This window comes from Novosphingobium sp. 63-713 (assembly GCF_001898925.1).
In the GTDB taxonomy this organism is placed as follows: domain Bacteria; phylum Pseudomonadota; class Alphaproteobacteria; order Sphingomonadales; family Sphingomonadaceae; genus Novosphingobium.
In genome coordinates this window covers 24821-47804 of sequence record NZ_MKVS01000004.1, presented here as the reverse complement: position 1 = coordinate 47804, position 22984 = coordinate 24821, and the positions used below count along the sequence as shown (strand labels likewise).

The following is a 22984-nucleotide window of genomic DNA, read 5'->3' as shown; positions in this document are numbered from 1 at the left end:
TTGGCCGGGTCGCCTGACGGGTTCTGGCTATCAGAGGTTGCGCCGGGAAAACCTTAGAAAGGCCTCAGACTGGCAAAGGTATAAGGAGGCCGAAATTACGGCTTATTTTCAGGGATTTCTATCGTCACACCCGTTCCTCGCACGGTGCGCACCTGCACTTCGGGGGCGGCCTGCGCCAGCCTTTTGCGCAGCGAGGAGAGCACCACGTCCAGCGCATTATCCGTCACCGCCGCATCGCCCCACACCGCATCCATCAGCGCCCGGCGCGTCACCACGCCGCCGCGCGCGCGCAGCAATTGCGCCAGTACGAGAATGCCCTTCGGCTCCAGATCCAGCCTTTGCCCCGCCCATCGCGCCTCGCCCGCCAGGGGGTCGACCTCCAGCACGCCCAGCACCAGCGGATCGGGGCGGCGCTGTTGCGCGTGGCGCACCATCACCCGCACGCGGGCCAGCAATTCGGCAAAGGCAAAGGGCTTGGCAAGATAGTCATCAGCACCGGCCGCAAAGCCATCGAGCCGATCATCCAGCCCGCCCCGCGCGGTCAGCATCAGCACCGGCAGCCGATGCCCATCAGCCCGGAGCGCGCGGCAAACATCCAGCCCATCGCCATCGGGCAGGCCAAGATCGAGCACCAGCGCCTCCACCCCGCCCTGCGCCACCAGCGGGGCGACCTCCGCCCCCCGCCGCAGCCAGCGCGCAGCCAGCCCCGCCGCTGTCAGCCCCTGCGCCAGCGTGCGGCCAATGGTCACGTCATCCTCGACGATCAGGATCATCACGCCTCCTCCATGGGCAGGCTCAGGACGATGCGCGCGCCGCCCGTCGGCCGGTTTTCCGCGCGGATCGCGCCGCCATGCTGATCGGCCACCCATCGCGCAAGGGCAAGGCCAAGCCCGGTGCCGCCGCGATGGCGCCCTTCCTCGCTTTGATAATAGGCCTCGAATATCAAAGGCAAATCGGCCTCGCCCATGCCGGGGCCATGATCGGCGATCAACACGATGGCATGGGCGCCATCGCGGACAAGCGCAATTTCCAGCGCCGCGCCGGGGTCGGAGATTTTCAGCCCGTTGTCGATGATGGCCAGCAGCGCCTGACCCAACCAGCGACCGTCAGCCCGCACACGCATGGGATCGGCGGGCGGATCATAGGCCAGATCAACCTCGACCAGCCGCGCAAAAGGCCCCGCCGCCGACAGCGCCCCGGCAACGATGTCGCGCAGGTCGCAAGGGGCGAGCGTCAGCACCGGTTTGCCTTCTTCGGCGCTGGCAAGGCTGAGCATTTCGTCGATGCGATGCGAGAGGAATTGCGCCTGCGCCACCACATCCTGCAGCGCGGCCGGGCAATCGCCCTCGGCGGCCAGCGTCACCTCGGCCAGCGAGCGCATCGCGGCAACCGGGGTGCGCAATTCGTGGCTGGCCTTGGCAAAGAACAGGCGGCGCGAGCGGTCCACGGCCTGCAATTGCGCGCTGCGGGCGGCCACTTCGCGCTCCAGCGCCCGATTGGCCCAGACCAGCCGCCACAACCCCGCCCCCGCCGAGGCCAGCGCCAGCAGCGTCAACAACCCGCCCAGCACGAGCATCCGGCGGCGGCTGTGATCAAGCGCGGCGCGGGCGGCGGCGACTTCGGCGCGCTCGCCCGCCATCATCGTGGCCAACAGGGCCTCGCGCCGGGCGGTGTCGCCCATGGCGGGCAGCCGGTTGATGCGGGCCAGCTCGTCGCTGTGCGCGGGCGAACCCAGCGCGCTTTCCTGCGCCACCAAGGCGCGATATTCGGCCAGACGCGGCGGGATTTTCGCCAGAGGCTGGCCCGACAGGCCCGCGATCAGACCCGCCTGCCGCTCGGCCAGCAGAGCGATTTCGAACTGCCGCGCCGCGCTGCGAAGGCTGAGCACAAAGCCCGCCATCAACGCCGCCAGCGCCGCCGCCATCACCAGCCATCCGACAAAGCCGCGCGCGATGGGCATGGGACGGGACATGGGGGCAGGTTCGGGCATACTTTGGGTTCTCATGCCCCGCCCATCGTCGCAAGCCCCCCTTGTGCCAAAGTCCCATTCGCCAGAGAGGGGGCGGCCATGGCATAGGTGTGCGATGACCAGCACGCGCCAGATCCCGATCACCCCCGCCGCCCATGCCGCTCTCGACCGGCTGCGTGCCGAGCATGGACGGCTGGTGCTGCATGTGACGGGGGGCTGCTGCGACGCAGGCACGCCTTTGTGTCTGGCCGAGGGGGACATCATCCTGGGCCAGCGCGATCAGTTGCAAGGGATGTGTGACGGGGTGCCGCTCTACCGCATGAGCGATGAGGCCGAGCAATGTCCGGTCTCGCTGGCGCTGGATGTGGAACCGGGCCGGACGGTGGGCTTTTCGCTCGATATAGGCGATGGCACAAGGTTTGTGCTGAGAGGCTGAACCCGCGAAGCGGCTTCAAAAAATCGCCAGAAAGCCACCGCGCCTTTAACATGCAACCCCATGAAGGGATTGCAAAGGGCCCCCGCCCTTTGCCCGCCGGAGGCCCCCTAAACCCTTATTCCTCGCCCATCCGCAGCGCAGCGATGAACGCTTCCTGCGGGATCTGTACATTGCCATACTCGCGCATCCGGGCCTTGCCCTTCTTCTGCTTGTCGAGCAGCTTCTTTTTGCGGCTGATGTCGCCGCCATAGCACTTGGCGGTCACGTCCTTGCGCATGGCCGCGATGGTTTCGCGGGCGATGACCTTGCCGCCGATGGCCGCCTGAATCGGGATCTTGAACAGGTGGCGCGGGATCAGGTCTTTCAGACGCTCACACATATGGCGCCCGCGCTCCTCGGCCACGCTGCGGTGGACGATCATCGAGAGCGCATCGACCGGCTCGTTGTTGACCAGGATGCCCATCTTGACCAGATCGCCCTCGCGCAGGCCGATCTGTTCATAGTCGAAGGACGCATAGCCGCGCGAAATCGACTTCAACCGGTCATAGAAATCGAACACCACTTCGTTGAGCGGCAGCTCGTAATTCACCTGCGCGCGCCCGCCGACATAGGTCAGGCCGGTCTGAATGCCGCGACGGTCCTGACACAGCTTCAAAATGCTGCCCAGATATTCGTCGGGCGTGTAGATGGTCGCCTTGATCCACGGCTCGTCGATCTGTTCGATCCGGCTGGGATCGGGATAGTCGGCGGGATTGTGCAGCATGATCTCGCCTGCATCGTCGGTGCGGCTGGCGCGCAACTGGATGCGATAGACCACCGAAGGGCTGGTCGTGATGAGGTCGAGGTCATACTCGCGGCTCAGGCGCTCCTGAATGATTTCAAGGTGCAACAGGCCAAGGAAACCGCAGCGATAGCCAAAACCCAGCGCCGCCGATGTTTCCATTTCAAAGCTGAACGATGCATCGTTCAACCGCAGCTTGGCAATGCTCTCGCGCAGCTTTTCAAAATCGGCCGCGTCCACCGGGAACAACCCGCAGAACACCACCGGCTGCACTTCCTTATAACCCGGCAGGGCCTCGGTCGCGCCGCCCTTGACCGTGGTGATCGTGTCACCGACCTTGGCCAGCTCAACTTCCTTGATCTGCGCGGTGACAAAGCCGATCTCGCCCGGCCCCAGTTCGGCCAGTTCCTCGCGCTTGGGCGTGAAACAGCCCACGCGGTCGATCAGGTGTTCGGTGCCGCCCTGCATGAACTTGACGTTCAGGCCCTTGTTGATGACGCCGTCGATCACGCGCACCAGAATGACCACGCCCAGATAGGGGTCATACCAGGAGTCGACCAGCATCGCCTTGAGCGGCTTGGAGCGGTCGCCCTTGGGCGCGGGGATCTTCTTGACCACGGCCTCAAGGATTTCCTCAATGCCGATGCCCGACTTCGCCGATGCCAGAACCGCCTCGCTGGCGTCCAGACCGATCACTTCCTCGATCTCGGCCTTGACCTTTTCCGGCTCGGCGGCGGGCAGGTCGATCTTGTTGATGACGGGCACGATCTCGTGGTCATGCTCGATCGACTGATAGACGTTGGCCAGCGTCTGAGCTTCAACCCCCTGCGCCGCATCGACCACCAGCAGCGCGCCCTCGCAGGCTGCCAAAGACCGGCTGACCTCATAGGCAAAGTCCACATGGCCCGGCGTGTCCATCAGGTTCAGCTCATAGACCTCGCCGTCATGCGCCTTGTAATTCAGGCGGACGGTCTGGGCCTTGATGGTGATCCCGCGCTCTTTCTCGATGTCCATATTGTCCAGCACCTGCGCGCTCATCTCGCGCTCGGTCAGCCCGCCGGTGAACTGGATCAGCCGGTCGGCCAGCGTGCTTTTGCCATGGTCAATATGAGCAATAATGGAGAAATTGCGGATCTTGGACTGGTCGGTCATGAAATGTCTTTATCAAAAGGGCGCGGGCCAAAAGGGCGGTAAATCCCCACCCCACATAGAATCGCAGCCGTTAGCAGCACCGGCCCGCCCTGTCACGTTATGATGGTTGGCAAATCGCCTGCGCGATTTGCCCCGGCACCGGCCCTCTCCCCCGGACCTGCCGCCCAACAGCATACCCCATAGGGTAACAGGGCCGGGGGAGAGAGCCGACGCCGGAGGGAACCGTACAAGGCGGTTCCCCTAACCTCCTACCCCACCTGCCGATAGGTCGGCGCCTCGCCGTCGCGGTCCTGCGGGCCGAACAGGCTGGCGCGGATGATCGCGCCGCTGCCCTCAAAGGCCACCGGCTCGGCAAAGGCAACACCCGTGCGGCCATAGCGGCTCCAGCGCACCGTGGCCCCCACCGCCAGATCGTCGGACAGTTCGATCAACATTTCCATGCCCATCGGCACATCGGTCAGCCCTTCGAACATCGCGCCATTTTCCGAAATATTGCGGATCGTGGCGGGATAGCGGCGGCCCTGCGCGGTCAGCATCACCTTGCGCAGCATCGTGCGGCGCGGGGCGCGGGCCGAACGCGGGCCTCTCGCCTCGATGATGCCGCCCGCGCTCAGCCGCATGTCGGCCTCGTCGCGCGGCAGGGGCTTGGAGAAGATATAGCCCTGCACATGGCTGCAGCCCAGTTCGCGCACCAGATCGAGTTCGTCGAGCGTCTCCACGCCTTCCGCCGTCGTCTCCATGCCCAGCGCATCGGCAAGGCTGACGATCGAGGCGATGATCGCGCCATTGCGGCTGCCCGGCATGGTCGCGCCGCGCACAAAGCTCTGGTCGATCTTGATCTTGTCGAAGGGCGCTTTTTTCAGGTAGCCCAGCGAGGAATAGCCGGTACCGAAATCATCGAGCGCCAGACGCACGCCGATCCGCTTGAGCGCGGTGAACATCGCATCCGTATTGGCGCTGTCGTTCAAAAACACGCTTTCGGTGATTTCCAGCTCCAGCCGCGCCGGATCGACGCCGGCGGCTGCCAGCGCATTCGTGATGATCATGGGCAGCGCCGGATTTGCAAATTGCAAAGGCGAGACATTAACCGCCACCCGCACATGCTCGGGCCAGCGCGCCAGATCATGGCAGGCCGTGCGCAAAGCCCATTCGCCGATCTGGGTGATAAGGCCCGTATCCTCGGCCACCTCGACGAATTTGGCGGGCGACAGGCGGCCCAGCGTGGGATGGTTCCAGCGCAGCAGCGCCTCGAACCCGGTGATCTTCTGCTGGCTCAGCGCGACCGAGGGCTGATAATACAGCTCCAGCCCGCCATGCGCCAAGGCGTCGCGCAGGTCATGCTCAAGCTGGCGGCGCTCCTCGGCGTCGGAATGCAGTTCCTCGTCATAGAAGTGATAGACGCCGCGCCCGCGATCTTTGGCGGCATAGAGCGCAAGGTCGGCGTTGCGGATGATCGCCTCGCTGGTCACGCCGTCATCGGGGGCCATGGCGATGCCGATGCTGGCCCCGATCACCACCCGCGCGCCGTCGATCGAATAGGGCTGCGACAGGTTCTCGATGATGCTGGTGGCCAGCGTGGCCAGCTTGTCACGCGCAATGCGGCCCGGCAGGATGACCTTGAATTCATCCCCGCCCAGACGCCCCACCCGGCCCGCCTCGCCCACGGTGCGCTGCAAACGCTGCGACACCTGTTTGAGCAGCGCGTCGCCCGCCGGATGGCCCATCGTGTCATTGACCTGCTTGAACCTGTCCAGATCGAGCAGGAACACCGCGCAATCGCGATGATCAACCTTGGGCGCCGACAGGATCTTTTCCAGCGTCTGGCTCATCTGGAACCGGTTGGCCAGCCCGGTCAGCGAATCGAAATGGGCAAGGCGCGTGGCATGTTGCTCGCTGCGCCGCTTTTCGGTCAGATCGCTGCCCGCGCCACGAAAGCCCAGGAAATTGTTGAAAGCATCATAGACCGGGCGACCATTGACCGCCCACCATTGCTCATCCCCATCCTTGGCCGCGCGCAGCGCCAGATCGTTAAAGCCCGAACGCGCGTTAAGGTGGAACAGCAAGGTGCGCTCGCCCACCTGCTCCTGCTCCTGCATCACGAACAGGTCGGTCAGCGGGCGGCCGATCAGATCGCCCTCCTCGCGGCCCAGCAAGGCGATGATATTGGGCGAAACATAGGTCAGCGCCCCCTTGCGGTCGGTTTCCCAGAACCAGCCCTGCCCGGTCTTTTCAAACTCGTTCAGCAATTCCTCGGCGCGCATCTGGGCGTGGCGCATCTCGCGCTGTTCGGCTTGCCCGGCGCGGTCGATGCCCAATTGGCGCAGCGCCGCCACCAGCCCGATCGCCCCGCCCAGCACCAGCGTCACCAGCGTATAGACCGAGCCCAGCGCCAGCGCGATCGGCGTCCACAGCGCCAGCTTGGCCGCCACCATCGTAAACAGCCGCCCCGACAGCGTGACCGCCATCACCAGCCCAACCACCACCATCGCGCCGATCAGCAGCACCGGTTCGGACAACATGCCCGATGCGAACCACATGGCCAGACCCGCGCCGTAAAGCAGCATGGGCACGACCACCCCCGCCACCATCGCGGCCACGCGCAGCGCCAGCGGGCGGCGACTGGTGCGTTCAAACGAAACGAACAGGCGCGCGGCCGCCACTATCGCCACCGCCGCGCCCAGCAGGCCGAGCACCACCGGCCCCGGCATCCGAAACTGATTGAGCCAAAGCATCATGGCCGCGATGCCCATCGCGATCGCGGTCATCGACCAGCCTTCGGAAATCAGGAAATAGCCCAGATAGGGCTCGCTTTCACGGCGCACGGGATCACTTTTGCGGCGCAGATGCGTGACATCAACAGGGGCCGACTCGGGCTCGGGCGCGGCGGCGGCGCGGCGGCGCTCCATGGCCGGAGCGGGCGCTGGCGTTTCGGCTTTTCGCAGCAGGGCTTGCGCCCGATTGGACTTGGTCACGCCTGATGTGCCCCTGTGGGAATTGGTGAAGTCATGGCACCCGAAATGCCCGAAATGCTTTTAAATCGCGTTAAGGACATCTGCGGAGCCGCGCGCCCATCGGGGCTTGCAACGGCAAGCAAACAGGTATGTGATAAGAATCAACGCGAGAACGCCCGCAAGCCGAACGGGCCCGCACAAAAAGGAGGCGCAACAAGGCGCCATAAAAGGGAGTGCATCAGACCCATGCTGCATCTTGCCATCATCGGTTCCGGCCCGGCCGGATATTACACCGCCGAAGCCGCGCTCAAGCGCTGGGGCGAGGAGGTGCATGTCGATATATTCGATCTTCAGCCGGTGCCCTTTGGCCTGATCCGCAGCGGGGTGGCCCCCGACCATCAATCGATCAAGGGCGTTGCAAAACGCTATGACGCGGTGGCGCAGGCCCCCAATGTGCGCTTCATCGGCAAGGTGGCGGTGGGGCGCGATGTCTCGATTGCCGAATTGCAGGAATTGTATGACGCGGTGGTGCTGGCCACGGGCGCGCCGTCGGATCGCGCGCTGGGCATACCGGGCGATGATCTGGGCAATGTGTTTGGCAGCGCAGCCTTCGTGGGCTGGTATAACGGCCACCCCCACTTCGCCGATCTGGCCCCCGATTTTGCCGGAGCCCATGCGGTGGTGATCGGCAACGGCAACGTCGCGCTCGATATTGCGCGGATTCTGGCCAAGGTGCCGCAGGAGTTTGAGGGCGCCGATATTGTCGCCCATGCGCTTGATGCGCTGAAAGGCTCGGGCATCGCCTCGGTCACGATCCTGGGCCGCCGCGGCCCGCATCAGATTGCGATGACCCCCAAGGAACTGGGCGAGTTGGGCAATCTGGAGCGCGCCCGCCCGCGCGTCGATCCCGCCGACCTGCCGCCCGAAGCCGAGGACGCTGCGCTCGATCCGGGCATGCGCAAATCGGTTCAGCACCTGCGCGCCTTTGCCGCCGATGGGGGTGCAGACAAACCCTTCACCATCGACTTCGACTTTTTTGCTGCCCCGCGCGCGCTGATCGGCGATGGCTCGGTGCGCGCGGTCGAGGTCGAACGCACCGCGCTGGTCGATGGCCGCGCGGTGGGCACAGGCGAGACCTATCAGGTCCCCGCCGATCTGGTGATTGCGGCCATCGGCTATCGCACCAATCCCATCGAGGGCGTGCCCTATGACACTGCCGCCGGGCGCTTTGCCAATGAGGAGGGGCGCATCCTGCCCGGCCTTTATTGCGTCGGTTGGGCGCGGCGCGGGCCTTCGGGCACGATCGGCACCAATCGCCCGGACGGCTTCGCCATCGTCGATCGCATTGCGGAGGATTTCCCCACCCCCGGCGACAAACAGGGCCGCGCCGGTTTCGAGGCTTTGGCCGCCGCGCGCGGGGTTGATTTCGTAACTTTCCGCGATTGGCGAAAGATTGACGAAGCCGAAGTCGCCCGCGCCCGCGATGGCGCCCCGCGTGAGAAATTCGTAGCCTTCGATCAAATGCTTGCCGCCGCCGGTAAGCATTAAAAACTTGTTAGCTTAACCCTGAATTAGTCATTTCCACTTAGTTCTCGCGTCAGCAGAGCTAAGCGGGGAGTGACTAATTGCCGGTTGATCCAAAGCGGGATTTGTCAAACCCCTCCCCGCGCAGGCGATGGCACAAGATGCGCCGCCGCCTGTTTTCGCCTTTTACCGCCCCCGTGCCGCCGCGCGTGGCCGGGGCCATGGTGCGCCTGCAGTATCAGCGGGTCAGCGCCCATTTGCCCTGGCTGTGCCTGCTGCTGGGGATCCACTCGCTGGCCACGGCGCTGGCGCTGCGCGGCAATTTGCCCCTGTGGCAGCAATGGGGACCCGCCGGGCTGATTTCGGCCACCTGCCTCTATGTCCTGATCCGCAACCGCCGCCGCAATCGCGCCGCGGCCCCGCTTCCGCGCGCCCAGATCTATCGCCACCTGCGCCGCGCCAGCATGATGAGCGCGCCGGTCGGGCTGATCGCCGGGATTTGGGCCGCCAATGCCTTTACCCATGCCTCTCACCAATATTGCATGGTCGCGCCGGTTTTCATCGCCATCGCCGCGCTGACCAGCGCCTCGTGCCTGCTGGGCGTGCCGCGCGCGGCCATTGCGGGCATGGTGAGCGCGATCGCCCCGATTGCGCTGAAACTGGCGCTTTATGATTCGCTGGGCATGCGGGCGCTGGCGCTGATGCTGGTGCTGATGACGGTGATGCAGATCCATGTCGTGCTGGCCAAATTCAACGAAACGCTGGCCATGCTGACCCAGCAGCATCAGGCGATCCGCGCCTCGCTGACCGACCCGCTCACCGGGCTGGACAACCGCCTCGCCTTTATGCGGATGCTGGAGGACCGGCTGATGCGGGACCGGCCGATGATGCTGGTGCTGGCCGATCTGGACGGACTGAAACAGGCCAATGACACCCACGGCCATCTGGCGGGCGACGCCATCCTGGCCGAAGTGGCCCACCGGATGCAGCGCCTCGGCGCGCGGGCACTGTGTGTGGCGCGACTGGGCGGCGATGAATTCGCCATGCTCTACGACATTTCGCGCGGCCAGCAACTCGCGCTGGGCGAGGTCGCGGCGGTGCGTGCGGGCCTCTCGCTGCCCATCGTGTGGAACGGCATCATCGTCCCCATCGGCGCCAGCTTCGGCACCGCCATCGCGCCCCTCGAAGGCGCCGATGCCGCCGCGCTCATCCAGTCCGCCGACTGCCGCCTCTATGCCGACAAAGCCTCCCGCAAGCGTGCTGCGCCGCGTGAGGTGCCGCAAAGGATTTGGCGGTTTTAAAAGGATTTAGGAGAAAAGTTTGCCTCCGGCGGGCAAAGGGACTCGTCCCTTTGCAATCCCGTTAATGGGACGGCGTGAGGTTGGCAACATAGTGGCTTGGGGAAGCGCAGGTTTTGAAGGCCGCTGCGCGGCAGGGTTCTGTTGGGAAGGAGCAGGGGAGCGGATACCTAGCGAAGCAAATCTGGAGCGGGCCGACATGCATGGTCCCGAACAGCCAATTTGACGATTGTGTTCCCAACGTAATGGATTCGTACTGCGCTATCAGCGTGAATCGGACCACCGTGTGACAATGTGTTGTTGAAGCCGGGCGTGGACTCATCAAAATCTGAATAAGAAAAAGCTTTGCCATTGACGAGGATGCGCTCATTTTCATGCCCGTCGGCGGGCATCGGATGGAAGCTTTGCAAACAGCCTTCAACCAAACTCAGGTTACCAGACCGTTCCAATGCGAGATCATTTTCCACTTGGCGAAAGTGATCGTACCCTGCACCCCAAAGAATGAGGCTGCTAAAAGTAAACACGAAAAGTGCAAAAATTCTTCTTGGTAACCCCGTTATTCCTTGAAGCGGAATTCGATCAAGGAAATCGTGAAATCTTCTCGGCGCAATTGCTAATGCCAGCGCAAGCGCCGGGATTGTAATTATAAAAAGAGAAAATACGCGCCAGCGATCTGGCATTTTCGCCAGATCAAAAACTTCCTTAAAAGGTATTCCACTTATATCATTCATCCCCGTGCGATAGCATATGAGCTCAGGTTCAAGAAACCTCAGCCATGGCGTCGTTCCCCGACGGTCTCCTGTCCTTCCCGCGAAGCGGCTTGTCACCCCCGGCCCAAACACTCCGCCACCGACAAACCCAAATCAGTATCGGGATTGCAAAGGGCCCCCGCCCTTTGCCCGCCGGAGGCACCAAAACCCCAATACAAAAGGGCGGGAAAGCCCGAAAGCCCCCGCCCCTTTGCTCAATCGCCCGAGCCGATCACACCCGCATCGGCATCAGCACATAGAGCGCGGGGCTCTTGTCGCTCTGACGGATCAGGGTCGGCGCGCCGGCATCGGCCAGATGGAGTTCGACATTGTCGCCATCGATCTGGTTCAGGATGTCTTTCAGATAGGTCGCGTTAAAACCAATCTCGAACCCGGTCGAACCGTAATCGGCGGGCAGTTCTTCAGCCGCCGTGCCATTGTCCGGCGAAGTCACCGAGAGCGTCACGCGGTCGGTTTCCAGCGCCATTTTCACCGCGCGGGTCTTTTCCGTAGCGATCGTGGCCACGCGGTCCACCGCCTCATAGAAGCTCTTGGGGTCCAGACGCAGCAGCTTGTCATTGCCGGTCGGGATCACGCGATTGTAATCGGGGAACGTGCCGTCGATCAGCTTGCTGGTCAGCACCACGCCCTCTTCCCCGCCCAGCGAGAAACGGATCTTGCTGGCCGACAGGTCGATGCTGACGTTGCTGTCCGCATGTTCGTCGAGCAGCTTGCGCAATTCGCCCACGCATTTGCGCGGCACGATGACGTCGGGCATGCCGTCCGCGCCTTCCGGCTTGGCCAGCGTAAAGCGTGCCAGACGGTGGCCATCGGTGGCGGCCGCCTTCAGTTCTTCCTCGGAGACATGGAGGAAAATGCCGTTGAGATAGTAACGCGTTTCCTCGGTGCTGATGGCAAAGCGCGTGCGGTCGATCAATTGCGCCAGCGTGGCGGCGGGCACCTCAAAGCTGGTGGGCAGATCGCCCTCGATGATGACGGGGAAATCGTCACGCGGCAGGGTCGGCAGTTGGAACCGGCTGCGCCCGGCCTTGATCACAAGGCGGTTGTCGGCGGTCTGAAGCGAGACCTGCGCCCCATCGGGCAGCTTGCGCGCGATGTCGAACAGCAGATGCGCCGAAACCGTGATCGCACCGGGCGCCTCGACGCTGACGGCGGGCAGATGCTCGACGACCTGAAGATCAAGGTCGGTGGCCATCAGGCGGACCGAACCGGTGCCGCTGGCCTCGATCAGCACGTTGGAAAGGATGGGGATGGTATTGCGCCGTTCCACCACCGATTGCACATGGCTCAAACAACGCAGCAAGGTCGCGCGTTCGATCGTGGCTTTCATGGCGTTTCTGTTCCCAAACTGTGTGGAGGCCGCCAGTATGTGATGACAGGCCCCAAGCGTAAAACCGGCCCGAACCGGCGGGAAAGCGCGGATTCGTCCAAACATCCGCCAATTCGGATCACCTTCCTAACGCACCATCGGCGCGCAGCAAGAGTTTCATCGCAAAGGTGCAGCGATTCTGGGGATAAATCCGGGGGTTTTGCAGGTTTGGCGGTTTTAGGGCCGATTTTGCCGCCCCCGCGCCGCGCCCATCGGCCCGAAATAACCCTTATGGCCGGACGCCTTGCCCTCAACACCCGCCGCCCCGGTGCGTCAGGCCGGCTCCAGCCCCATCGGCAAGAGATCATGCATATGGACAATGCCGACCGGCATCTCTCCACCCTCGGCCATGGGCGCGACGACAAACGCGGCGGTGATCTTGGCCTCGTTCATCCATTGCAGCGCATCCACGGCCACCATATCGGGGCAGAGCGAGCGCGGATCGCGCGTCATCACCTCGCCTGCGCTGACCTTGCCCAGCGCGCTGAAATGCCGCCGCAGGTCGCCATCGGAAATCACCCCCATCAGCCGCCCCGCCGCGTCCACCACCCCGGCCAGCCCAAAGCGATGGTCGGTGATCACCGGCACCACGTCGCGCATCGGCGCATCGGGCGAAACCAGCGGCAATCCGGCGCGGCTCATCACCTCACCCACCGGGGTCAAGCGCTGACCGATCGCGCCGCCGGGATGCAGCGCGCGGATCTGCCTGCGGCTCACCCCGCGCGCGTCCATGACCGAGAGCGCCAGCGCATCGCCCAGCGCCAATTGCATCACCGTCGATGTGGTCGGCGCAAAACTGTCCTCGCAGGCCTCGGGCCGGTCAGGCAGCAGGAGCAGCACATCGGCCATATCACCCACCATAGAGCGCGAGCGCGCCACCATGCCGATGATCGCCACCCCCAACGCCCGCGCATGGCGCAGCACAGGCCCCAATTCGGCCGTATTGCCCGAATTCGACAGCACCAGCAACACGTCGCCCGCCATCATCATGCCCAGATCGCCATGCGAAGCCTCGGCCGGATGCAGAAACAGCGCCGCCGTGCCGGTGGCGGAAAAGGAGGCGGCGATCTTGCGCCCGATATGGCCCGATTTGCCCATGCCCGACACCACCAGCCGCCGCCGCGCGCCCGCGATCAGCCAGCATGCCCGCGCAAAACTGTCGTCCAACCCATCGCCCAGATGGCGCAGGGCCTCCGCCTCATGCGCAATGATCGCGCGGCCACGCCCCCGGATCGTCGCGATCTGGGCGGCGCTGGGCATGGAATGGGCAATGGCGGGGTGATTCATGCGGTCCGGCAACCCTTTGGGCAGCGCCCGGCCCCTCATCAGGGCCAGAGCGCCGGGCGGTTCCTCCCGCCCTTCAGACCTATGGGTTTACGCCCGGAGCGGCTTGGCGACGAGCCAAAGCGCATCGCTTTCCCAGCTAATTTCATCCAAACCGGCCGTTTTCGCGCAGGCTCCGGCCGGCACCGGCTGACCCTTGACCATCACCAGCCCCTCCACCGGGATCACCAGCAGCGGCCCCTCTGGATAGCGCGCCAGAAGGTCCTGATCGGCCACACCATTGACCCGGTCGAGCCGGAAATAAGGCCCGTCCACCAGCGCCACCGTGCCCGTTTCGGGCAAGCGCTTGTGCCAGCGGGCCAGATCGTAAACCTCACCCAGCGAGACAGCCAGACCTTCATCCAGGTGCAGTTCACGCGGGCGGCCATAGTCGAACAGGCGATAGGTGATGTCGCTGTTCTGCTGGATCTCGATCACACTGACGCCAGCGCCGATGGCATGGACGGTGTTGGCCGGAATATAAAAGAAATCGCCCGGCCGGACCTTGTGCCAGACCAGCATATCCTCGATCCGCCCATCAAGCGCGGCCGCCCGCAACGTTTCGGTATCCACCGCCCGGTCAAAACCGATGCCCAGCCGCGCGTCATCCTGAGCGTCGATGACCAGCCAGCATTCCTCCTTGCCCTGGCGGCCCAGCCCCTTGGCCATCGTCTGGCTGTCGCTGGGGTGGACCTGAACCGAGAGCTTGTCGCTGGTGAAGATATATTTCACCAGCAATTCAGGGATCTGCGCCGGAGGCTCGAACCAGATTTCCCCGATGCGCTTACCATCGGGCGCCTCAAAAGGCCGCGGCAGAACATCACAGCCCCATGGCTTTTCCACCTGCCTGACAGGCAACAGCATCTCGCTCAAAACCGCCTCCTGCGTCATGACCGCCCGATTACTGGTTCACCGCGCCCAGCAATTTGCCCACCTTCTGAACGCCCGGCACACTCGTTACCAGCACGTCGCTGCCATCGACCACCACCATGACGCCTTCAAGACCGACCACCGAAACCTTCGGCCCGTCGCTTTCCACCAGAACGTTGCGGCAGCCGACAAGTTCCGCCTCGCCGATAACGCTGTTGCCCGCCTCGTCCTTCTCGCGCGCCTCCCACAGGGCGTGCCAGTTGCCGATGTCGGACCAGGCCATATTGGCCGGAACCACGGCTGCACGTTCGGTCTTTTCCATCACGGCATAGTCGATCGAATCGCTTTCCACCGCGTTGAAAATGGCCGCGTCGGGGTGGAAGCGCTGACCATCGGTCACGCCGCCCGCCACCGCCTGCGCCACGCCTTCGAGAATGGCGGGGCGATGGGTGCCCAGTTCCTTGAGGAAATCGCCCGCGCGCATCGCAAAAATGCCGCCGTTCCATGCATAGGAACCCTCGGCGAGGAATTCGATCGCGCGCTCCAAATTGGGCTTCTCGACAAAACGGTCGACCCTGAACCCGTCGCTGCCGATGGCCTCGCCACGCTTCACATAACCAAATCCGGTTTCCGGGGCCGTGGCGACAATCCCAAAAGCGACAAGCCAGCCCTCCTGAGCCAGTCGCCCGGCGGCCTGAGCGGCGGCGACAAAACCGGCAGAATCACCGATATGGTGATCGCTGGGACAAACCAGCATCACCGCATCAGGCTCCATCCGCAAAGCGGCCAGCGCAATCGCCGCCGCCGTGTTGCGCGCCGAAGGTTCGACCAGAATCTGCGCATCCGGGGCCCCGTCCAGCTGGCTTTCCACATGGTCGAGATGCCTGGTTCCCGTCACCACCATGGGTGCTTCGAAAATGGTGCGATCGCTGGCCCGCGCAATGCCTTGCTCGAACAGGGTCACATCACCCACGAGCGGCAGGAACGGCTTTGGTTTTACAGCGCGGCTGCGCGGCCACAAACGGGTTCCACTACCACCGCACAGGATAACCGGGGTAATCTTCTGCATGTTGCCCTTCCACCGCTGAATCAAGAGAATTGGCATGGCGAGTGCCACACCAAAGCGCGTAAATCCACCCATATTGATGATGTTCCCAATTTATTGCATTTCGCACAGCGCCACAAAACCGAAGAGATTTTTGCACCGGCGGGCGTGTTTTCATGCGAAGACGCGGGACCGACCATTTCTGCCTAATCGCTGGACTGTTCAGATGTATAGGCGCTGAGACAATCGCAACAGGGCTCTTCATTCAGTCCGCAAGCGTAGCGTCAGTTCGCGGGCAGCGTCGGGATATTGCCTGAACCAAGCCTCAGCGCCCACCCATCGGTGGTTATTATTTTTTACACTACAATCCAATTTGGCACCAATTCATTGTGGAACACCTAAACTGCACCTTCGCTCCCATTAGTTCCAATACGGAGGAGTTACTAATGGAAAGCACTAGGTATCCAGCGTAATTTGCGGATCCATAGCTAATGAAAATAACGGCTTATAATTCTCTTCTCATTAACTACTGTTCACAATGGGATGCCCATGCAGGATCTCGGCGTCTTCCGCCTCATCGCCCCGGCCGGACCTGATACTGCCTCTTGGCGCGGAGCGGCGCCGGGGCTGCAGCCGACGCCCCTACCAGCGGAGATCAGATGGGCGCGCCCGGTCCTGCCCATGCCCGCTCCGGTCCGGCGCTTCCTGTTTTTGCAAGGCCCTCCCGGCACCTTCTTTTTTCAACTGGCCCAAACTCTTGCTCAGAAGGGTCAGGAAGTGCGCCGCATCAATCTGAACGGCGGCGATGAGCATGACTGGCCCGGCCCGGTCGCCGATCGTTCCGGCACGCATCGCGCCTCCCCTTATCGCGGCACCCAGGAAGGCTGGCCGCTGTTCATCGACCGCTATTTGCGCCGCAGCGGTATAACCGATCTGGTGCTCTTCGGCGATTGCAGGTCAATGCATATGACGGCCCATCAGATGGCGCGCCTGAACGGTGTGCGGGTCCATGTGTTCGAGGAAGGCTATATCCGTCCGAATTGGCTGACGCTGGAGCGCGAAGGTGTCAATGGCCACTCCCCCCTGCCGCACAGACCGCAGGACATATTGGCCGCCGCGCGCGGATTGCCCGGCCCCGCGCCCATGCCGCCCATCGGCGCCTCGCTGGGGCGGCGGGCGCGCGACACATGGGGCTATTTCGGCCATATGCTGCTGGGCGCGGTGACGCTGCGCTATCCCTTCTATCGCTCGCATCGGCCCGGCTCGATCGTCATGGAGGGGCTGGGCTGGATCGCCAAATATCTGATGCGTGGGCGTCAAGCGGCCAAGGCAGAAGTGACGTTGGAGCGACTGGAAGGACGTAGCTATTTCCTCTTTCCGCTGCAACTCTCATCCGATTACCAGATCCGCGTTCACTCCCCCTTTTCCTCGATGCGTCAGGCCGCCGATTATGTGCTGGCCAGCTTTGCCGCCCACGCCCCGCACGAAACCAGCCTTGTCATCAAGGAGCACCCGCTCGATGCCACGCTGGGCGGATGGGGGGCCTATGTGCGCGACCGGGCGCGGGCGCTGGGGCTGGGTGATCGGCTGATCCATCTGGCGGGCGGCGATTTGAACACGCTGGCGCAGGGCGCGCGGGCGATGGTCGTGGTCAATTCCACCTCGGCTACCTTTGCCTTGGCAGGCGGCATCCCGGTCAAGGCGCTGGGCCGCGCGGTCTATGCCATTCCCGGCATCACCGATGAGCAACCGCTGGCGCAATTCTGGGCCGCCCCCATGCCGCCCGATGAAGCGCTCTATGACGCCTTCTGCCGCGTGCTGCACCGCCATTGCCTTGTGCGCGGCGGACTGGCCAGCGAATCAGCCACGCGGATCCTGATCGCCAATGCGGTGGAGCGGTTGGTGGGGTGAAGTTTGCTTTGCCTCCGGCGGGTTAAGGGCGGGGGCCCTTAACGATCCCGATATTATCCACACTGTGGTTTGTGGGAGACCGGGAGTTTAAGGGCGAGGTTCTCAATGATGCCGTTTGGCGGTTTGAAAAGCGGCATTCCGTAGACGGCACGGTTGCGGATAGTCGTTAACAGGCGCAAGCAGGGTGCATGCTGCAATCATTTATCGCGTTTGGACTTCTCGTCGCCCAAAGTGCTTCAGCACCGCCGCCGCAGGCCATGGATGATGGAATAGTTACGACCGTCTCGCTGGACACTGCTAAATGCAATTTGGCAAATGCAACTACGATCAGTTTCGATGATGCTATGCAGAAACCCGATATCTTCGCCGGTAAGTGCGTGGCTGTGACCGGATATTGGATACGACGAGCGATTTTTCGCTCAAGGGAGGCCGCAAACAGCGAAGGTTCAAATTTCAGGGGCGAATTTGCGCAGAACCGACTGGGTGTTTATGCCAGCAAGCGGTTACTTTACACTGCACCAAAGCGAGCAAGGCCGGTCGTCGTTTCAGGCGTAATAAAGAAATGCGAAACGGCGTGGCCGGGGGCAATTATGGTGATGGGATACTGTCATTATACCAACGGTCCATTTATCATCATCTCACAAGTGCAAACTCAAAGATAAAGGTTCGCTCTCCCCAACCTTGCGCCCCATCCCCACCGCGCAGCAGCCTTCACAACCGGCCCGTCGTGCCAAACGCCACGCCGCCCATCCCGCGCAACGCCGACAGTACCGGGATTGCAAGGGGTACCCGCCCTTTGCCCGCCGGAGGCAAAATACAAAACCCCAACCCCCGCAAACCCAACGCCCTACCTCACCACCCCGGTGTTCACCAAAGCCCCCTGCACAGCAATGATCGGGCTGAACAACTGGCTGAACAACTGGATCAACTTGCCCGGCTGATTGGCGGCGGCATTGCCGATATAGAGCACGTCCTTGTCGCGCATGGCAAAGCGCTGGGCCAGAAAGACGCTGCCGGGGTTCATCATGTTGATGTGATAGACGGTGGGCGCGTCCCCTGCGTCAAAGCGGAAGATGAACACCGCCTTGGCATCGCCAAGATTGGGGTTCGGCCCTCCCGCCGCCGACAGCGCCTCGGCCAAACTGACCGAAGGGGCGGCAAAGGGCAGTTGCTCCACCCGCCCCGCCGCGCCCAGCACGGCAAAGGTCTGCGGTTTTTTGATCAGTTCGATCTGATCGCCGGGGCGGATGCGCCAGTCGCGCGCCGCGCCCTGCACGGCATCGGCCAAACGGAATTCGCGCAATTGCGCCCCGCGCGTCACCTGCACCGCCAGATCCTTGGCCTCCCCCCGATAGCCCCCCGACAGAGCGATCACCTCGGGCAGGGTTTCCCGGTTCGTGGTCAGCACCAGCCGACCGGGCCGCGCCACTTCACCGCCCAGAATGACGCTGTTGGTCACCGATTGGGCGATGCCCACCACCACCTGCGGATTTTGCGACAGATCCTTCAATTCGGCCCGGATCGCATGGGCCAGTTGCGTCGATGTCAGCCCACCCGCGCGCATCCGCCCGACAAAGGGCACAAAAATCTGCCCTTTGTCATCCACGCGCATCGCGGGCAGGCGCTCAGCCTGCGCCGCGCCATTGCCGCCCGCCGCCGCGATGGGGCGCGTGCTCGCAAACAGGCTGACGCCCGCCTCATAGATCTGGATATCGAGCATATCGCCCGGCCCGATCATGTCGATGGGCGCGGCCGCGCCATCATCCTCCCCCGCCGCCGGACCGCTCAGAACCGGGGCCACCGGCAAGGCGGCCAGCGAATCCACCGCGACAATGCGAAAATTCGGCCCGGCCTGCGGCGCCATCACCTGCCCCCCGGTCGGCCCGCTGACCGGCAGGGTCGCGCAGGCGCCCAGCATCATGGGCATGACCGCCACCAATCTTGCGATTGGCCGCATTTCCCATCTCGATGCCTTTCTGGCCGATCATGGCCGCGCCATGGTGGGATGGGGGCGCAAGCCTTCGGGACGGCGGGCGGAAATGGCGGCACAATGGCTGCGGCGGCCCTTTGCCTTGCTGGAGGACGGTTTTCTGCGCTCGGTAGGGCGCGATGATCCGCCGCTCTCGTTGATCGTCGATGATCTGGGCTGCTATTATGATGCCTCGCACCCCAGCCGGATCGAGGCCGCCACCGCACGCGGAGCCGCGCCGGATCAGGCCCGCCGCGCGCGCGCGCTGATCGCTTTGTGGCGGGGCAGCGGCCTGTCCAAATATAACCATGCGCGCGAATATGACGGCCCCCTGCCCGACCGTTATATTCTGGTTGTAGATCAATGCCATGGCGATCTATCGGTAGCGATGGGGCTGGGCGATGGGCCGTGTTTTGCCGCCATGCTGCAATCCGCGCTGCAGGACTGGCCCGACCACGATGTGCTGGTCAAAGTTCATCCCGATGTGCGCACCCATCGCAAGACGGGTTGGCTGAGAAAGGCGGCGTTGGACCATCCACGCATCCGGGTCATCGATTATGGATGCCATCCCGTCCGGCTGATCCGGGGCGCTTCGGCGGTCTATACAGTCACCTCGCTGATCGGGTTTGAGGCCTTGATGCATGGGCGGGCGGTGCATTGTTTCGGGATGCCTTTTTACGCCGGATGGGGCCTGACTCGGGACGCCATGCCCGCCCCGGCGCGGCGGCGCGCGGCGGCCATCGAGGATCTGGTCCATGCCGCGATGATCGAGGCGGCGCGCTATGTCGATCCCTGCGGCGGGGCGGTCTGGCCGGTTGAGCGGGCGATTGATTATGCCCGCAAACAGCGCGCCCGATGGCTGGGGCTGTGAACCGCCTGCCGTCCACCGACCTCTATTTTCTCAACACCATGGCGTCATGGGTACGGCCGCGTTTTGGCCTGCGCCGGCGCGCGCGTAAAAACCCGATCCGGGCGGTGGGGGCCAATGCTTTTGTCGCGGGCGATGCATTTGTGCTGATCCGCCATGATACGCCCGATGTGATGCGCGCGGCGCTCGATTGGCGCGGGCCGATGATCTATGTGATCGACGATGATGTGGCGGCGGGCGCGGTGTGTCCGCTGCTGCCCGATGGCTATCGCGCGCGGCTGGCCCGGTTCGAGCGGCAGTTTCACCGCGACCTGCTGGCACGGGCCGATATTGTGCTGGCGGCCTCGGATATGCTGGCGCAGGAACGGGCCGGGCCGGTTGCGCGGATCGATCCCGTGTGGCGACAGGCGGCGGCCGATGGCGCGCATTTCGCTCCGCTGTCGCGCGGGGCGTCCTTGCATATCGTCCAGTTGGGCAGCGCCAGCCATCGCGGCGCCCTGATGGCCATAACCCCCATCATGCGCGACCTGCTGGACCGGCATGAGCCTGTAACCTTTACCTATTTTTCGCCGCGCACCATCGACGAAGGACTGGAACGCCACGCCCGCGCCCGGCGGATCGAACCGATGACATGGCCCGAATACCAACGCTGGATGGCGCGCAACAGATTTCATCTGGCGCTTTATCCGCTGGCGCAAACCGCCTTTGACCGCGCGCGTTCGGCCAGCAAGTTGACCGAACATGCGATTCTGGGCGCGGTGGCCCTGTATCCGCAGGGCTGGCCCCCGGCGCAGGGGCGCGAAGGCGTGCTGTTGGCGCCCGACCGACCGGAGGATTGGGGCGAAATCATCGCCCAATGCATCCATCGGCGCGATGAATTGCAATGGATGAGGCCAAGTTTTAGCAAAAGCCAGCCTTGCGTCCATCCTTTTGCAGTGCAACAAGAGATGTGGATAAGGATTTTACCCATAGAGCAATGGTGAATTTTTACAGGATCTTGTTTCACACGGCCCTGCGTAGGCCAAAACTTGCTGCAGAAGCGCTTTATTGGCGTCTGACCGGCAGAAAAGCGCGCGCGCGAAACAGATTGCGCGCCTGTCTGAAACAAGGACCCAATGCCTATCGCGACTGGATCGCCCTGGTCGAACGGCGCCCGGAAATGGTGGCCAAGGCCGCGCAGGACTGGCCCGAGTGGCCGGTGCGCCCGCGCCTGTCGGTCATCCTGTATCAGGCGCCGGGCGAAACAAGCGCCGATGTCGAACGCCGCCTCGCCTCGCTGGAAGCGCAGACCTATGGCGAATGGGAAATGGTGCTGGCCCAATCGCGTGCGGCGATGCCGACCCGCCCGCCGGTGGTACCGCGCCTGACGCTGGTGCCCGGGAGGACGGATAATCCGGCCAAGGCATTGATTCAGGGCATTGAATGCGCAACAGGCGATTACATCCTGCCGCTGGGCGCCGATACGCTGCTGGCGCCCGATGCGCTCTATCATTTGGCGCGGGCGGTGGCGGCCAATCCCGAAGCAGGCGTGTTCTATGGCGACGAGGATCGGATCAACCGCAAGGGATTGCGCAGCCATCCGTGGTTCAAGCCGCGATGGAACCCCGATCTGTTTCTGGCGCATGATTACCTGTCGGGGGCCTGTCTGATCCGGCGAGAGGATGCGCTGGCGATGCCGCCGATCCATCCGGCGCTCTCGGCGGCAGGGCTTTATGCCATGCTGATCCACATGACGGCCCAGACCGAGGTCGTCCATGTGCCCCGCGTGATTGCCCATCGCCAGAATGCCGGGGCGAATGATCCCGATGCTCTGGCCGCCAGAGCGGCCGCGGTCGCGCATCATGTCGCGCCCATGGGCGCATCGACGCGGATCGGCGCCCATGGCACCGTGGCGGTCGATTGGCCGATGCCGGAGATGCAGCCGCTGGTTTCCATCATCATCCCCACGCGCGACCATGTCCGGCTTTTGCGCAAATGCGTGACCGGGGTGCTGAACGCCACGCGATACCGCAATATCGAGATCCTGATCATCGACAATGGCAGCGTCGAGGCCGAAACGCTGGATTATTTTGCCCGCGTCTCGGGCAATCCGCGCGTGCGGGTGATCCGGGATGACAGGCCCTTCAGCTGGTCCGCGCTCAACAATCTGGGCGCGCGCGAGGCGCGGGGCGAATATCTCTGCCTGCTCAATAACGATATTGAGATCACAGATGAAAACTGGCTCTCGACAATGGTGCGCCAGGTGGTGCGCCCCGGCGTTGGCGCGGTGGGGGCCAAGTTGCTCTATCCCGACGGCACGATTCAACATGCCGGGGTGGTAATCGGGCTGGGCAAGGCGGCGGGCCATGCCCATCGGTTTCAGCCCAATGCCGAACCGGGCTATTTCGCCCGCGCGCATGTGCCGCATCGCGTCTCGGCGGTAACGGGGGCCTGCATGCTGGTAAGCAAGGCGCTGTTCCGTCAGGTGGGCGGGTTGGACGAGGATGGTTTTGCCGTCGCCTTCAACGATGTTGATCTGTGCCTGAAATTGCAGGCGGCGGGCTATCACAATATCTATGAACCGCGCGCGGTGCTGGTCCACCATGAGAGCAAAAGCCGCGCGCGCGACACCCATGCCACACAGGTCGAGCGCTATCAGCGCGAATTGGCGCTGTTGCAGGAGCGCTGGGGTACGGCCACCTATGCCGACCCCCTGCACCATCCCGCACTGGACCCCACGTCGGAAACCTATCGCATCGCGCTATAGCC

At 63.6% G+C, this 22984-nt stretch carries 18 protein-coding genes; 8 read left to right on the top strand and 10 right to left on the bottom strand.

Annotation, left to right across the window (positions count from 1 at the left end; translation table 11 throughout):
- Positions 1-95: 95 nt before the first annotated feature.
- Positions 96-773 (bottom strand): response regulator transcription factor, encoded by a 678-nt coding sequence (locus BGP00_RS00565; RefSeq protein WP_292692885.1) that lies wholly within the window; start codon positions 771-773, stop codon positions 96-98.
- Complete coding sequence (locus BGP00_RS00560) at positions 773-1972, bottom strand: HAMP domain-containing sensor histidine kinase (protein WP_292692638.1); 1200 nt, start codon at positions 1970-1972, stop codon at positions 773-775. Before BGP00_RS00560 ends, BGP00_RS00565 begins: the two co-directional genes overlap by 1 nt.
- Positions 1973-2084: 112 nt before the next feature.
- Here BGP00_RS00560 and BGP00_RS00555 point away from each other — a divergent pair, with 112 nt between their 5' ends.
- Positions 2085-2405: a DUF779 domain-containing protein gene (locus tag BGP00_RS00555; protein WP_168602343.1), complete on the top strand. Its 321-nt coding sequence runs from the start codon at positions 2085-2087 to the stop codon at positions 2403-2405.
- Positions 2406-2520: 115 nt separating this feature from the next.
- Here BGP00_RS00555 and lepA read toward each other — a convergent pair whose 3' ends face one another.
- A complete protein-coding gene (lepA, locus tag BGP00_RS00550; protein WP_168602342.1) occupies positions 2521-4338 on the bottom strand; it encodes a translation elongation factor 4 in 1818 nt (605 codons plus the stop codon).
- 248 nt (positions 4339-4586) lie between these two features.
- Positions 4587-7310 carry an EAL domain-containing protein gene (locus tag BGP00_RS00545; protein WP_292692629.1) on the bottom strand — a complete coding sequence of 908 codons (2724 nt, stop codon included), beginning with the start codon at positions 7308-7310 and terminating at the stop codon, positions 4587-4589.
- Positions 7311-7535: 225 nt separating this feature from the next.
- Here BGP00_RS00545 and BGP00_RS00540 point away from each other — a divergent pair, with 225 nt between their 5' ends.
- A complete protein-coding gene (locus tag BGP00_RS00540) occupies positions 7536-8837 on the top strand; it encodes an FAD-dependent oxidoreductase (protein WP_292692626.1) in 1302 nt (433 codons plus the stop codon).
- A 137-nt stretch (positions 8838-8974) separates the two neighbouring features.
- Positions 8975-10114, top strand: coding sequence for a diguanylate cyclase (locus BGP00_RS00535; protein WP_168602340.1), 1140 nt, complete (start codon positions 8975-8977; stop codon positions 10112-10114).
- 167 nt (positions 10115-10281) lie between these two features.
- On the opposite strand, the gene BGP00_RS00530 is transcribed toward BGP00_RS00535, so the two are convergent.
- From BGP00_RS00530 to BGP00_RS00510, 5 genes are all read right to left on the bottom strand, one after another.
- Positions 10282-10842 (bottom strand): hypothetical protein, encoded by a 561-nt coding sequence (locus BGP00_RS00530; RefSeq protein ID WP_292692623.1) that lies wholly within the window; start codon positions 10840-10842, stop codon positions 10282-10284.
- Between the two features lie 250 nt (positions 10843-11092).
- On the bottom strand, positions 11093-12211 hold the full coding sequence (gene dnaN / locus BGP00_RS00525) for a DNA polymerase III subunit beta (protein WP_292692620.1): 1119 nt from the start codon (positions 12209-12211) through the stop codon (positions 11093-11095).
- 312 nt (positions 12212-12523) lie between these two features.
- A complete protein-coding gene (locus BGP00_RS00520; protein ID WP_292692618.1) occupies positions 12524-13537 on the bottom strand; it encodes a KpsF/GutQ family sugar-phosphate isomerase in 1014 nt (337 codons plus the stop codon).
- Positions 13538-13624: 87 nt separating this feature from the next.
- Positions 13625-14437, bottom strand: a complete 813-nt coding sequence (locus BGP00_RS00515; RefSeq protein ID WP_292692882.1) for a class I mannose-6-phosphate isomerase — start codon at positions 14435-14437, stop codon at positions 13625-13627.
- 37 nt (positions 14438-14474) lie between these two features.
- Positions 14475-15512: a sugar phosphate nucleotidyltransferase gene (locus BGP00_RS00510; protein ID WP_292692617.1), complete on the bottom strand. Its 1038-nt coding sequence runs from the start codon at positions 15510-15512 to the stop codon at positions 14475-14477.
- 687 nt (positions 15513-16199) lie between these two features.
- On the opposite strand from BGP00_RS00510, the gene BGP00_RS00505 reads away from it, so the two are divergent.
- Both BGP00_RS00505 and BGP00_RS00500 read left to right on the top strand, forming a co-directional pair.
- On the top strand, positions 16200-17399 hold the full coding sequence (locus BGP00_RS00505; protein ID WP_292692614.1) for a capsular biosynthesis protein: 1200 nt from the start codon (positions 16200-16202) through the stop codon (positions 17397-17399).
- 188 nt (positions 17400-17587) lie between these two features.
- Positions 17588-18061 (top strand): hypothetical protein, encoded by a 474-nt coding sequence (locus BGP00_RS00500; RefSeq protein WP_292692611.1) that lies wholly within the window; start codon positions 17588-17590, stop codon positions 18059-18061.
- 185 nt (positions 18062-18246) lie between these two features.
- Here BGP00_RS00500 and BGP00_RS00495 read toward each other — a convergent pair whose 3' ends face one another.
- Positions 18247-19320 carry a polysaccharide biosynthesis/export family protein gene (locus BGP00_RS00495; RefSeq protein ID WP_292925675.1) on the bottom strand — a complete coding sequence of 358 codons (1074 nt, stop codon included), beginning with the start codon at positions 19318-19320 and terminating at the stop codon, positions 18247-18249.
- On the opposite strand from BGP00_RS00495, the gene BGP00_RS00490 reads away from it, so the two are divergent.
- The 3 genes from BGP00_RS00490 to BGP00_RS00480 are packed head-to-tail and all read left to right on the top strand — an operon-like array spanning position 19319 to position 22982.
- Positions 19319-20239, top strand: a complete 921-nt coding sequence (locus BGP00_RS00490) for a hypothetical protein (RefSeq protein WP_292692605.1) — start codon at positions 19319-19321, stop codon at positions 20237-20239. The two genes, BGP00_RS00495 and BGP00_RS00490, sit on opposite strands and share 2 nt — an antisense overlap.
- Positions 20224-21219 (top strand): hypothetical protein, encoded by a 996-nt coding sequence (locus BGP00_RS00485; RefSeq protein ID WP_292692602.1) that lies wholly within the window; start codon positions 20224-20226, stop codon positions 21217-21219. Before BGP00_RS00490 ends, BGP00_RS00485 begins: the two co-directional genes overlap by 16 nt.
- A 14-nt stretch (positions 21220-21233) precedes the next feature.
- On the top strand, positions 21234-22982 hold the full coding sequence (locus BGP00_RS00480; protein ID WP_292922010.1) for a glycosyltransferase family 2 protein: 1749 nt from the start codon (positions 21234-21236) through the stop codon (positions 22980-22982).
- Positions 22983-22984: the final 2 nt, after the last annotated feature.